General features: G+C 65.1%; 14 protein-coding genes. 7 read left to right on the top strand and 7 right to left on the bottom strand.

Annotated features, from left to right (window positions below; all coding sequences use genetic code 11):
- Nucleotides 1-5 precede the first annotated feature (5 nt).
- Both OIE49_RS24225 and OIE49_RS24220 read right to left on the bottom strand, forming a co-directional pair.
- Complete coding sequence (locus OIE49_RS24225) at nucleotides 6-1322, bottom strand: FtsK/SpoIIIE domain-containing protein (RefSeq protein ID WP_326804121.1); 1317 nt, start codon at nucleotides 1320-1322, stop codon at nucleotides 6-8.
- Nucleotides 1322-1672, bottom strand: a complete 351-nt coding sequence (locus tag OIE49_RS24220) for an SCO3933 family regulatory protein (protein WP_326804120.1) — start codon at nucleotides 1670-1672, stop codon at nucleotides 1322-1324. The genes OIE49_RS24225 and OIE49_RS24220 overlap by 1 nt, the downstream gene beginning before the upstream one ends.
- Before the next feature lie 214 nt (nucleotides 1673-1886).
- Between OIE49_RS24220 and OIE49_RS24215 the strand changes: the two genes are divergently transcribed.
- The 4 genes from OIE49_RS24215 to OIE49_RS24200 all read left to right on the top strand — a co-directional run bounded on the left by OIE49_RS24215 (nucleotide 1887) and on the right by OIE49_RS24200 (nucleotide 5767).
- Nucleotides 1887-2627 (top strand): GntR family transcriptional regulator, encoded by a 741-nt coding sequence (locus OIE49_RS24215; RefSeq protein WP_326804119.1) that lies wholly within the window; start codon nucleotides 1887-1889, stop codon nucleotides 2625-2627.
- 462 nt (nucleotides 2628-3089) lie between these two features.
- Nucleotides 3090-4991: an ATP-dependent nuclease gene (locus tag OIE49_RS24210; RefSeq protein WP_326804118.1), complete on the top strand. Its 1902-nt coding sequence runs from the start codon at nucleotides 3090-3092 to the stop codon at nucleotides 4989-4991.
- Nucleotides 4991-5200 carry a KTSC domain-containing protein gene (locus OIE49_RS24205; RefSeq protein ID WP_028959494.1) on the top strand — a complete coding sequence of 70 codons (210 nt, stop codon included), beginning with the start codon at nucleotides 4991-4993 and terminating at the stop codon, nucleotides 5198-5200. The genes OIE49_RS24210 and OIE49_RS24205 overlap by 1 nt, the downstream gene beginning before the upstream one ends.
- A 123-nt stretch (nucleotides 5201-5323) precedes the next feature.
- On the top strand, nucleotides 5324-5767 hold the full coding sequence (locus OIE49_RS24200; protein ID WP_326804117.1) for a hypothetical protein: 444 nt from the start codon (nucleotides 5324-5326) through the stop codon (nucleotides 5765-5767).
- A 547-nt stretch (nucleotides 5768-6314) separates the two neighbouring features.
- Here OIE49_RS24200 and OIE49_RS24195 read toward each other — a convergent pair.
- Genes OIE49_RS24195 through OIE49_RS24185 form a run of 3 tightly spaced genes read right to left on the bottom strand, consistent with a single transcriptional unit; the run spans nucleotide 6315 to nucleotide 7510 of the window.
- A complete protein-coding gene (locus tag OIE49_RS24195) occupies nucleotides 6315-6635 on the bottom strand; it encodes a hypothetical protein (RefSeq protein WP_326804116.1) in 321 nt (106 codons plus the stop codon).
- A gap of 4 nt (nucleotides 6636-6639) precedes the next feature.
- Nucleotides 6640-6960 carry a hypothetical protein gene (locus OIE49_RS24190; protein ID WP_326804115.1) on the bottom strand — a complete coding sequence of 107 codons (321 nt, stop codon included), beginning with the start codon at nucleotides 6958-6960 and terminating at the stop codon, nucleotides 6640-6642.
- Nucleotides 6950-7510, bottom strand: coding sequence for a bifunctional DNA primase/polymerase (locus tag OIE49_RS24185; protein ID WP_326804114.1), 561 nt, complete (start codon nucleotides 7508-7510; stop codon nucleotides 6950-6952). The genes OIE49_RS24190 and OIE49_RS24185 overlap by 11 nt, the downstream gene beginning before the upstream one ends.
- A gap of 386 nt (nucleotides 7511-7896) precedes the next feature.
- On the opposite strand from OIE49_RS24185, the gene OIE49_RS24180 reads away from it, so the two are divergent.
- Together OIE49_RS24180 and OIE49_RS24175 are read left to right on the top strand one after the other, a co-directional pair.
- Entirely contained in the window at nucleotides 7897-9132 is a 1236-nt protein-coding gene (locus OIE49_RS24180) for a hypothetical protein (RefSeq protein WP_326804113.1), read from the top strand.
- 570 nt (nucleotides 9133-9702) lie between these two features.
- The gene (locus OIE49_RS24175; protein ID WP_326804112.1) at nucleotides 9703-9966 is read left to right on the top strand and encodes a hypothetical protein; all 264 of its coding nucleotides are present in this window, start codon (nucleotides 9703-9705) and stop codon (nucleotides 9964-9966) included.
- Here the strand turns inward: OIE49_RS24175 and OIE49_RS24170 are convergent.
- The gene (locus OIE49_RS24170; RefSeq protein ID WP_326804111.1) at nucleotides 9963-10892 is read right to left on the bottom strand and encodes an aminoglycoside phosphotransferase family protein; all 930 of its coding nucleotides are present in this window, start codon (nucleotides 10890-10892) and stop codon (nucleotides 9963-9965) included. The genes OIE49_RS24175 and OIE49_RS24170 overlap by 4 nt on opposite strands.
- Nucleotides 10893-11398: 506 nt before the next feature.
- Here OIE49_RS24170 and OIE49_RS24165 point away from each other — a divergent pair.
- Nucleotides 11399-12007 carry a hypothetical protein gene (locus OIE49_RS24165; RefSeq protein ID WP_326804110.1) on the top strand — a complete coding sequence of 203 codons (609 nt, stop codon included), beginning with the start codon at nucleotides 11399-11401 and terminating at the stop codon, nucleotides 12005-12007.
- Between the two features lie 242 nt (nucleotides 12008-12249).
- Here the strand turns inward: OIE49_RS24165 and OIE49_RS24160 are convergent, their stop codons facing one another.
- Nucleotides 12250-12597, bottom strand: a complete 348-nt coding sequence (locus OIE49_RS24160) for a hypothetical protein (RefSeq protein ID WP_326804109.1) — start codon at nucleotides 12595-12597, stop codon at nucleotides 12250-12252.
- Nucleotides 12598-12670: the final 73 nt, after the last annotated feature.

Here is a 12670-nt window from a genome sequence, read left to right as displayed (position 1 = left end):
CCCTCTCACGGTTCGACGTGCAACTCGGACAGGACGGGAGTCAGGTGCGCGTACTCTGCGGCCACGGCTTCCGCGTCCGCTTCCGTGATCAGGTGGGACCGGGCGCGCTCCCAGCCGTCGCCGGAAGCGAGGACGGCGGTACCGGCCTGCTCCGGGGCGATGGCCTGGGCCGCCTTCAGCGCGTCGGGATTGAGGTCGCCGAGCGCCATCTCTGCAGTACCGGGGTCGGCCACGCGGTGGCACACCCGGCCGCCCAGTTGCGCCCGCAGAGCCGTGACACCGGGCCCGAGGTCGGAGCCGACACGTTGGCCGGCCACGACGAGGAACACCCCGAGCGCTGCACCGAGTTGGGCCAGCCGAATCAGCGCCGTACCGGCCGCGTGCGCTTCGTCCTTCTCGTTCCGGCTGGCCACGAGGAAGAGTTCCGCGATCTCGTCGACGATCACGACGACGGGGACCGGGCGTTCCTTGTCGGGCAGACCCCAGATGTTCCGGACGCGGGCCGCCCGGCAGAGGGACATCCGGTCGAGGGTCAGGTCGACGAGGGCGGTCAGCAGCCGCACTGCTTGCTCTCGGTTCGTCGCGAGGGCGGACAGCCGGGGCTCGTAGAGGGACAGTTCCATGCCGCCCTTGCAGTCGATGCCGACCAGGGCGACGGGCTGCGGCGCGAGGCCCGCCACGAGGGCGTTGATCAGCGTCGACTTTCCCGAGCGCGTGGCCCCGACGATCAACCAGTGAGGAACGCGCCGCAGGTCGACCACCCACGCGGCTCCGGTCTCCAGGGCGCCCACGGTCACCCGGAGCAGATGGCCGGGCCCTCGCTGCTTCGGCACCTGCGGGTCTGCCAGTGGGTCGACCGCCGACGCGACGATCCGTACGACCCCCGGTTTCCAGGAGGTCACCCGCACCGCGTGCACCTGCCAGCTCTCCACCATGGCGGGGGCGGCTTTGACAAAGTGCTCAGGCACTTGACCCGGCAGCAGCCTCACGAGCAGTACGAAGCCGCCGGGGGTCGGGCGTATGAGCCCCCGGCGGGGCACCCGCGGCTGAGGCGGAGGCGCCCCCTTGCCGACGAGCCCGGACACCACGGTCAACGCCGGCCGACGGCTCACGGCGAGCCCGCAGCCCGCCATCAGGGGCCGCCAGGTCTGCACGACCCGGAAGGCCACGGCCGGGAAGGCGCATAACAACCACCAGGCACCGGGAGAGCGGCGGCGCAGGGCCGGGCCCGCCAGAAGCAGACCCGGCACCAGCACGGCGGCCACCACCAGAACCCAACTCGGCCAGGTCACACCGGCCGAAGTGGCGGAGGCCAGTTCCATCACTGCCCGGCCCCCTTGCCCGCCGAGGCGGTGGGAGCACTCAGGGGCCGGATCTCCGCCGCGCGGAACGCGATCCCGTGCCGCCCGTCGTTCTCCCACGGCGTGGCGACCAGGTCCCGCACGGCCACGGGCATGCCGAGCTGCACACCGGCCGGCTCACCGGCCACGCTCACGTTCACGACGTCGGCCGACGTCCCCGCCATCAGGCAGAGACCGACCTGGTACACCGTCTTGCCGGTCTCGCGGTCGACGCGAAGCTGACCGGTCTCACGGTTGGCGACCCGCGGAGCCGGGGGGACGGCGCAGATGATCCCCGTGTACTTCGCAGTGTCGATCGGAAGGGTTGCCACTGTTCGGTTCTCCTCATCGCTTGGGCACCCGAAGGGAGATCCTTCGGGTTGCTATACCACCCGTACTACGGGTGACCCAGACAAGGCTGCCCACCCGTAGTACGGGTTGTCAACCGCCTTGTGATGAGAGAGGCTGTGCGTCCACGTCCACGAACGTGGACAAGCCATCCACGCGGACGGCCAGCAGCAGAAGGAACGGCCACGGAGGGCCAGCATGCCGCGGAAGAACACGCAGCCGAAGTACCGGCAGATCGCCGACTACCTGCGCGAAGGCATCCTTGACGGCACCTTCCCCTCCGGCCAACCCCTGCCCTCCGAGGAGGCGTTGGCGAAACAGTTCGGCGTGACGCGCCCCACGGTCCGCCAGGGCTTGAGTGAGCTACGGGCTTCCGGTCTCGTCGAGGCCATCATGGGCCGCGGAACCTTCGCCCGCTCTCCGCACAGCCGGCCCAGTCACACGCGCCCGCGGGGCGTACGCCGAGCATCTGACGGCCGGTACATCGAGGCCGACGGCATCCGCTGGACCGACGCCGAGCCACCGGTAGCCACTCGCACCGACGCCCCGCTTGCCCTCGCGGACCTACTCCGCATCCCGCCGGGCGAGCCCATGTTCACGTACGACGCGTTGCAGACCGCAGACCACGGCCGTCTCCGCCAACTCCACCGGACTTACATCCCGTTCTCGATACTGATCGACACGAAGTACGAGGAGGAGGCCCCACCGCCAGCCCCGGATCTCTACGCAGCGCTTACCGACCTGGGCCACGAACTCCACTTCACGGAGTACGTCCGCACCCGCATGCCCCTACCGGACCAGGCCCAGGCCCTCCGACTCGCAGACGGGGTCCCGCTGCTGCACGTCATCCGCGTGACCCTCACAGAGGCTGACAGGCCCCTCGCGCTGGAGGAATTCCGCCTTCCGGGTGACGAGCTGGAGCTGTCGTTCCGGCTGTAGCACAGCCGAGTTGGCTCAGATTTTCTCTACGTCATCAAGACGGCTCGCTCCGCTCACCGCGCGCGGCCCGGCCCCCGGCCGGGCCTGCGCTCCTGTCTCCGCCCCGCTCCAGCCCGGCCGGCGCCCGTGCCGCGCTCTACAGCGATCAGCCGCAGAAGTCAGAGAGGGGGTACGTCGTGGCTGGGGCGGTCGGCTCCACGGCTTTAGGCAGCCACTTTGGCGCGAGCCTCGAAGATCATGGCCCCAACGTCGTGCTTTACCGGGCAGGTCCACAGACCGCCCGACGCGCCGGAAGCTTACGGGGCCATGATCACTCGCGCCAAAGCAGCTCCAGCCCAAAGCCGCTCCCCCGACCGTCTGCAGCACACACCAATAATAGGGCTGATGTTCGAGGAGCGAACTGTTGTTACCAATGTGCAGAAACGGGTTGCTTGTGAAGTGCGGGTGGGATCACTATGAACCATGAGGATGATCCGGGCGCGGATTGAGAACTTCCGCTGCCTCCAACTAGCTGAAGTGCGCTTCGACAACGTCACTTCAATTATCGGCCCTAACGGTGTCGGCAAGTCCACGATCTTGCGTGCACTCGATTGGTTTTTCAATGGCGAAAAGGGCACGAGCCTAAGCGTCGACGACCTCTGCGTTAACGCTAAAGGCAGCAGGATCCTCGTCGAGGTCGAATTCGATTCGCTTACGCCGGACGACCGCAATGAACTCGGGTACTACGCCCCCGAAGGGGTGGATAGTGTACTGATTCGGCGCACATGGCAAAACGGCGAAGATAAGATCACGGGCAAGGGGCTGACCTTCCCTCCGTTCGAGTTGGTCCGGAGCCAGCTTAGTGCGACCGCGAAGCGTAAAGCTTACAACACACTTCGCGAGGAGCGTCCCGAACTTTCTCTTCCTTCTGCCGGAAGCGAAGCTCTAGTAGACGAAGCGATGATCGTCTGGGAGAGAAACCATCCCGACCAACTCGAAGAGTCCGAGATCCAAGCTACAAACTTTTTCGGGTTCGCTGGGAAAGGCAAACTATCCAGCCTCTTTGAGTTTATCTTGGTTAGCGCAGATCTGCGCGCCCTTGAAGAGTCGACTGACACTCGCTCTGCAATTTTCGGCCGCATTATCGAGCGCGCCGTAGACAGGCGACTCGCGGATACAGAGCTAGCGGAACTGGACGATCGCCTGAATCTTGAGCGTGCCCAGATTGCGACAAAAAACTTCGGCCCACAGCTTGAGCTGATTTCCAAGGAACTAACCAAAGCCGTGGAGGTTTTCTCTGCTGGCCGAGATGTCCTTGTCTCTCCTGTGGACAACCCATACAAACCCGTTAAAGCATCATTCAAGGTCAGTATTGTAGACGGCCCTGTTGAGACTGGCGTCGAGCGTCAAGGGCATGGATTTCAGCGAGCGATGATTATCGCTGCCCTGAAGCTCCTTTCGGATAGAGGTAGCGAGGGGCCTCGCTCCAAGGCTGTGTGCCTGGCCATCGAAGAACCCGAGCTATACCAGCACCCTGTTCAAGCGCGCGCCTTCTCTCAAGTTTTGCGAAAAATCGCAGAAGACCCTAACCAGAGAGCACAGGTGGCCTACGCCACTCACAACCCGATTTTCGTGGATCCTCATCATTTCCATGAGATTCGGCGCATAAGTAGAGTCGGTAAGGGGAGCTTCGAGCGGGCCATCTCAATCGCACATGTCCGAGTCGAGGACGTGATAGAAGCACTCTCCGGCTTCGTTCCGGAAGACCGCGTGAGAAAACAGATCGGTGCAGCTATTCTCCACCGTCTGGCCGAGGCTCTATTTGCATCCGCTGTAGTACTCGTAGAAGGCGACACAGATAAGGCCGTACTGGAAGGATGCGCTACGCGCAGCGGCGGCCCTTTGGCCGTCGAGGGGATTCACGTAGCGGACGCCGGCAACAAGACGGCGATTTACTTGAATCACGCAATTCTGACTCTGCTCGGCATTCCATGCTTTGTGGTATTTGATGCCGATTCCGGAGTTGGCGTTCGCATGGAGCAGAAGGGGAGGACTCAGCGCGATATCCGGAGTGCGGAGATTTCGGAGAGCGCCGAGAATCACCGACTATTCTTGTACCTCGGTCACCATAATAAGCCCGATTGGCCGCCGACTCACGCGGAAAGCGACTTCGCCGTTTTCGCTGACCGACTCGAAGAGCTAATCAGTAATGAATGGCCTGAGTGGGGGGCCAAGATCAATGAACTCATTGAGTCCGGCCTCGGCTACAGCGAAAAGAATTCATACACGTACGCGAGGGCTTCGATCGAAGCTGAAGGGGAACCGCCGATCGTGATCAAGCAGATCATCGAAAACGTAAAAGCGATGGCCAGGGAGGGCCAGTGATGAATAGATCACCTGTGGCATCATCTAATATCACCTCTATTGGCTACGAGGCAGCAACAATGCTGCTTGAGATTGAGTTCTCCTCCGGCGTCTATCAGTATGATGCCGTGCCGGAGCACATCTACATGGAATTGATGGCGGCTCCGAGTCACGGGCGTTACTTCGCGCGTGCCATCAGAGATCGCTATGCATACCGAAAGGTCGCCTGACTTTGTGTGGGCCCCTGACGAGCGCTGTCGTACTCCTCGCTACCAGGAGCGGCCGAGGCTGCACCTGTGTTACTACCTCGGCTGACCCCCGTCCCACCCCCGTAGCGCCACCGAAGGAGCACGATGGCTGACACCGGCATTGACGACCTGTCCAAGTACGAGTCTGGGACCGACCCATTCACCGCGGCCGAGCTGAAGGCGATTGCCCGCTTCCGCGAAAACCTGTCCGGCATCCCGGACATCGCCTTCACGGGCTTCGACGCCGACGGGATCCGCCGCCTCGCGTCCGAACACGGAGTTGGCGAAGCCCGCAAGATGCTGCACTCGTTCTCTACCGACCTCCTCAACCGCTGGTGGCTGGCGATCCTCTCGTTGGAGAGCGACCTGCCGACCAGCACCGACGAGTCCGCCCGGCACAGCGCGGCCGCCGCCCGGTACGTCGCCCACCTCACCGCCCAGCACCTCAACGCCTGCGCGAAGTTCGAGCACGCCGTCACCATGTGGTTCCTGGACCTGGACACGGACCTCTCCTCCCCGCTGTATCTGAACAGGGACGGGGATGAGTGAGCCACACGGGGGCGACGAGGAAGTCATCGACGCCCCGGCGTGTCCCGAGTGCAGCCAGCTCATGAAGTCCGGCGGCATCGTCCTCTCTAAGCGTGACGACGATGGCCGGCGGACGTGCCGGAGGCTATGGAGGTGTACTGGTCGGCATGTCTGGTGGCGCTGGGCCGATCGGCCGGACGAGCCTTTGGAGGCCTGTCCGGTGCCGGAGCTGTTCCGCTGACATCCAACGCTGACATCAACGACCCCGGATAAGAGCGACACGCAACGGTCGCGGACGGCACCGACGCACGAGGCGAGGCCTGAACAGGCCGGGGTTAGATCGAACTCCTAATGCGGTGGTCACGCATACCTGCGGCCTGCCGTTCGTCCGGGCTGCGGCGCTGGGGCGCCGGTCCCGGCCGAGCGGCAGGCCGAGGGAAGCATCGAGGGGCGCAAGGACAGCGACGAGCCCCTTGCGGCAGTGCCAGGGCACAATGCCGCAAGGGGCCAGATCTTCTGATCGCGGGTCTGCGTTCGAATCGCGCCCACCAGGCGTCCGAGGTGCGGCTCAGGCCGCAGGTGCTTCCCGCCGGGTGGTCATAGATGCTTCGGCCGCCGTGCCGCATCGCTCAGCTTTCAGTCCTACCATGATCAGCTTTGCCAGCAGTTCCGCTGCCTCAGGGCGAGCTGTACCGAGTTGCACCAGACCGTCACCGAAGACGTTCACGTCGGCGACCAGACCGGGGAAGTCGGTGTCCAACCCGAGCAGCACCAGCTGATCGGCCAGAGTGTCGGCGCTTCGCCGGGCACGGTTCCAGCCGCGGACATACGGCACGCCGGGTGAGAGATCTTCCGCGCGCCGGGCCACCACTCCTCGCCGGTCGGTCATGACGTCAGTCCCTTTCCTCGTGTTCGTTGGTGGCAGTCGGCGTGTGCCCGGGGTCCTCACGGTCCACACGGAAGCCGCTTGCGAGCGCCAGGCGCAGGAGCTCTGCGATGCGTTCGGCCGTGTCGGGGGACACCCGGCCCAGTTCAACAAGGCCGTGTCCGAAGGCGTTCAAGTCCGCGCGCAAGTACGGGAAGTCTTTTTCCAGACCTGCGCGTACGAGGGCGTCCCGCAGTGCGGTGGTCGCGTTTCGGGCCGCGTACCATCCGTCGCTGTCGAGAGGCGACCACGTGGCAGAGTCGCGCCCGTCGGTCGGCTTATCCCGCATCGGTGGTCGTCTCCTCGGGGAGCGCAGCGACCGCCGCGTACGGAGTCGGGTACTGCTCGTCGAAGCGGTCGATCCTCGCCAGGAGTTCCGCGGAGGCCACCAGCGCAGTCGCGAGGGCGACCGGCCGCAGCGGGTTGGCCGCCGGCCGGCGCATCGGCGCCCGAAGCCACTGGTAGCGGTCGCTGGACAACGGGATGGGGCCGGGCACGACGACGGCCGAGCCGTGGCCGAGGTACCGGTACGGCGGCGGGGAGGACGTCTCCCGTTCGAGGTAGTGCGTGAAGGTCTCGCGGCTCTGCGAGCCGAGGAAGAATCCGACGCGCTGCGCCTTGCGGTCGATGACTGAGGGCCCGAACGGCAAGCCACTACGCAAGAGCCGATCGAACATCTCCAAGCCGAGGCGCTGTTCCACGCTCACCACGTCGAAGAAGCGGCCCGTCGCCAGCAGGCAGGGCATCCGCGGGTCATCCGCCCAAACCTGTCGGCACTGCGCCGGGTCGTCCGCCGCCGCAGACAGCCATTCCATGCCCCGCCTGGTCATCCTCTGCACGTCGTCTCACCTTCAGTCGGACTACGGTGCGGCCCCGATGCCGCCGTACGTCCAGACTCAAGGCCGGTCCCCTGGCCAGGGGAGATGACGAGAGGTGACGGGGGATGACGCGCCCAGGCATGACACGTCATCCCCCGTCCTCCCCATTCCTTGCAGGTGATCTTTGGTTACTGCCTGCACGAAGCGATGACCAGCACGTACATTCAGTAACGGAACCCCGAGTTGTCGCATCGGCATCACGCAGGGAGTGAAAGGCCGCCTTGAAGCCGACCAGTGTCCGCTTACGTGAGGCTCGCACGGGCCGGGGCTGGAGCCAGCTACGACTGGTAAGGGAGCTACGTCAGGCCGCCGCCCAGCGTGGCCACCAGCTCCCATCGGACGCCAGTGTGAAGCGGCGTATCGCCAGTTGGGAGAACGGCCACAGCACCCCGGACGACTTCTACGGCCCACTTCTGTGCGACGCCTTCACCACCAGCGCGGCCGAACTCGGATTGAGCCACGGGGAGCTCAAAGACGCCGCTCTGCTCGACGCCGCGTATCCCGCCAGCCCGGATGACGCCATTCGGACGGTCGGCCAACTGTGGCGTGCCGATCTCAACCAGTACGACCCGTTGCTCACCGCGGAGCCGTCCGAGCCCGCATGGAACGAGGCATCCCTCCGATGGTTGGTCGCGCCTGAGCCGGGCATCCCCCGGCCGCGTACCGAAGGCACCCGAGTCAGTCTCGGTGACGTGGCAGCCATAAAGACTACGGCGGACATGTTCGCCCAGCTTGACGACCAGTTCGGCGGAGACCACGCGCGTCACTCGGTCATCCAGTACCTCAACAACGACGTGGCCCCACTCCTGCGAGGCCGGTACACCGAACAGGTGGGCCGGGCCCTGTTCTCCACCGTGTCAGAAGCAACCCTCCTTGCTGGATGGATGTCGTACGACGCCTGTCATCACGGACTCGCCCAGCGGTACTTCCTCCAGGCCCTCCGTCTCGCCCAGGACGCCAACGACCGCCGGCTCGCGGGCAGCATCCTGTCAGCGATGAGCCACCAGGCGACGTTCCTGGGGCGGTACACCCAGGCCGCCACTCTCGCCCGTGCCGCCCTCATGGGCATCTCTCCGGTGGCCACCCCGACATTACGCGCGCAGTTCCATGCGATGGAGGCCCGCGCCCTTGCGCGTACCGGCGACGTCGCTGCCTGCGAGGCCGCCCTGAGCGCAGCGACCAAGGCCCTCGAAAGCCGGAACAACGAGGACGAGCCGGAGTGGATCAGCTACTTCGACGAAGCCGAGCTTGCCGCCGAGGCCGCCCACTGTTTCCGTGACGTCAACAGCGCCCGCCGAGCCGTCGCCCACGCCGAGAACGCCATGAGCGGCAGCCACGTACGGAGCGACTTCTTCGCGACCATGGTCCTGGCCGACGCCCACTTGCGGGCCGGGGACGTCGAGGAGGCATGCCGCGTGGCACTCGACGCGCTGGATCTCGGGGAACAGCTCAAGTCGGCGCGATGCATCAGCTACCTCACCGAGTTCCGCCGAAACCTCGGTGCGGTCGGCCACAATGCTGCAGCACGTGACCTTGCTGAAGAGGCACGTGAGCACAGGCTGTGGATCGCTTCTGGGGTCTAGGTACGACGCTGAGGCTGCGCCGTCGGCCCTGGGGCTGTCTCCCGTCATGACCAAGGTGTGGGATTCTCCTCTGGCGGTTGCTACCGATTGGTAGGACGCCAGTGTGGCGCGTGCTGAACTAACTGTTGGCCAGGCGCGTTGATCCGCAATCCAACTGTTTCTGCCGGCCCAGGGCGCACGGATAGTGTGCCCGCTGGATGCCGCGCCATCGTGAAACGGTGGCGCCTGCGTGACGTGGGGGTGCGGATGAGAGTGCGATCAGGCTGGGTAGTGCTTGCCGTCGCAGTGTTGACGGCCGTGGTGGGATGTGGAAGCAGGGGGACAACCGTACTCTCATCCGCGGAGCTGCAGAGTCGGTGGTGGTCATGGGTATCCGCCGGATCTGACGAATCCGATCCCATCGCGGACCAGGACGGAAGCTCATGTGCTCGGTACCAACCGGACGATGTGTGGTTCCTTGCCGGCACGTACGGGGGGTCGGCCGAGCGGGCCTGCACTCTTCCCTTCGGGCGGCCGGTCGCCTTCCCCGTCGTGAACAGGTGGGGTACTTCTCAGGAATGCTCGGACTTCATGGCGAGCGCCACCGGGTGGGCCGCCCTCGACGGCAAGCGGCTGGATCCGGAGACCTATCGTGGGGAGACGATTCAGATCAGCCGTTTCGCAGGCCGTCGTGTCATCGGCGTGGACAGTGGTTTCAAGACCACTGGGTGCGGATTGTGGATCCAGTTGCCGCCTCTGGAGCCGGGCGCACACATCCTGAAAATTCGCGGTGGGTCTGGCAGCCTCCGAGTCAGCGTCGACTATGCGCTGACCGTCGAGGCAAGGCGGCACTAGAACGGACTCCATACGTCGCGTCCCTCACCCGTTCGCAGAGACCGCACCCGCCGGGCGAACTCGGCAGCAGAGCGCTCGCTCACGCCGACCTGGTGTCCGAGCCACGCCACCATCATCAGCTCCCGAAGGTCGGCCAGCGTCTCGTATCCGGGCCAGTTCATGAGGTCGAACCCGTACCGGTGGACGAACTCGGCGTACTCCGCTTGGGTGTGCCAGCCGTACCGGTCGTAGAAGAGCGCTGTCTGGATCAGGTCCCACTCGCGCGGGGCGAGGGCGAATCCGTCGAGGTCGATGAGGACGGCATGACCATCCCGGTGGCGGAGGATGTTTCCGATGCTGGCATCCCCGTGGATCATCCCGAAGGGGAGTACGAAGTCCAGCCGGTCGTACTCCTTGGCAAGCTTGGCCGCCCGTTCCTCCAGGAAGGACCGATCTTCCTCGGAGACGGCATCCAGGCCGTCCAGCGAGGCAGACAGCTTGGCCATGGGGTCGAAGTACGGGAGGCCCAGTGACTCGGGTTCCTCCAGCCAGTGCAACCGGCGGAGCAGGTCGGCCAGCTCGCCGACCGTCGCGTACTCCTCGCGCTCCTGGACGCTCTCCCAGAAGGTCACCACCAGGCCGCGTACGACGACGAGCTGAGCGATCCCGGCCGGCACCCGGGTGGCCGGGAAGTCGACCGTCTGCAGCCAGCGGGCCACGCCCACTGCGCGTTCCATCTCCGGCAGCACACCGGGGTCACGGGCGATACGGACAATGATCGGTAAGGACGCCAGCCGGTACACCGCGTTGGAGCCCAGCCGCAGCAGCTCCGCTCCGCTCGCGTCCAGTCCGGCAGCCTCGCACGCCTCGCGCAGGACGACTGCCACGCCCTCCGCCGTGAACTCCGTACCGCCGCCGACCGGTCCCCCGCCACTGCCCGAGATCATGCCTCCGACGATACGGTGCAGCCGCACCCCCGGACAGGCCGCCCGCGTAATAGGGACGTAATGATCTTCGATGGGGTGGAATCCCTGCACCCCTCCCCCGCAGGTCAGCGCGCCCGACGCCCCGCGCACTCACCTGGGCTCCGGAGCCGTGTGCGCAGGTTCGAATCCTGCCGGGGGCACCCTTCATGAGGTGCCCAAAGACCCCGTCACCAGCGGAAACGCTGAGGCCGGGGTCTTCTTGTATGCGCAGGCGTATGCAGCGCTGAGCGGGCCTAGGACGCGGTCTGTGGACTATTCGTGGACAGGATCTTGAAGCACCCGTCGAGGTCAGCCCCGTCAAATACGGCCTGGACGGGGCGAGAGGTCGGGTAGCAGACGGATGTGCCGTCGGCGACGCCACGCCGGCAGCAGCTCCTCGGCGACCATCAGCGTTTAGAGCGAGCCGTGCAGGCGCGTTAACTACCGTCTGCACATCAGGGGAACTCAGTTGAGTCCAGGGGGTGGGGATGTCCGGCGAGATCATCTCTGTAATCGTTGCAAGCGTTGGTGTAGGCGGCACGCTGGCCTCCGCACTGATCACTCAGATCCTCGCTCAGCGGGCGGAGTTGCGGAGGTCTGAGCAAGAGGAACGGGTCCGCACCGCAGAGCAGCGGGCTTCTGAAGATCAACGCAGGATCGATCAGCTCCGGAGCTGCTATGTTCAGCTCAACGCCCATGATCGCCACTACAGAGACGCGATGTTGGCGTATGCCTACGCACTGAAATCGGGATCTGCCGACGCGGAAGCAGTGGAAGTGAGCAGCGCGCGGCGTGCCCAACGAGACACCCGTGCTGAGGCTCAGCTGGTCGCAAGCGACGCAGTACTTGAGCTCGAGAGCAAAGTCAACGCCCAGCTCACGATCGCCTACAGGCACCTTATGAAGGTGGCAGGCGAGTCGGAGTCATCCGCCCATCAGACACGGCTCGCCCAGGTCATTGGCCTCTTGGACTCCATCATCCCGGAGCAGGGCCATGTGCGGGCGCTCATGCGTCTGGAGGTGGGTGCGGCCCAAGAGCTTCCGAACTGGTTCAACACCGAGCTCGGGCTGACGACGCACCAGCAGGTCGGCTCCTGACGATCTACAGCCGACCTTGCCAGAACGTAGGCCCTTACTTCATGCCCCAACGTCGCTCAACTCACCCGATCCAGGAACTCGTTCGAAGCGGACCGAGCACACGGGCGGTTAGAGAACGGCCAGTGAGCCAGCGGGGCGCTCCACATTGACCCAGGGGGCCAGACCCGCTGCACTGCGATGGGGACGACGGTAGACGGGATGGCAGCGGGGACCGCTGTGGTTCCTGCTGAGGAACCACTCCTTCACTCGTATCCCTCAGCCTTCAACCATCGGCCAAATGCAAAGAAGTCCTCAGCCACCGACAACGTCCCGGCTCGGAACGTTTCGAAATCCTGAGTTGACATGTTCGGTGTCGACGGCCTGTCATTGGCTGTGGCGTCGCGCATGTAGAGGCGGACACTCTCCCGGTACCAGGCCGCGAAACGCCGAGCCTCGTCGGGATCGAGTCGCCCTGACTGTTGCCATCGACGGGTGAGATCCGCCGCCACGCTGGGATCCATGCTGCGGAACCAACTCTCAACGAGTCGAACCGCCACGGCAGCGTCCTCGCTCGATGTTGGCTGCTTCTTCTTGTTACGCCAGAACTTCATCCGCCCCCCACTCGTCAACCGGGCAACTGTACGGCCCCGGCCTGTTCACGGCCACATCTCCCGGTCACGTCCG

Source organism: Streptomyces sp. NBC_01788 (assembly GCF_035917575.1).
GTDB lineage: Bacteria > Actinomycetota > Actinomycetes > Streptomycetales > Streptomycetaceae > Streptomyces.
Note: the sequence above shows the minus strand (reverse complement) of the source record. Positions and strands in the feature narration are given on the sequence as shown.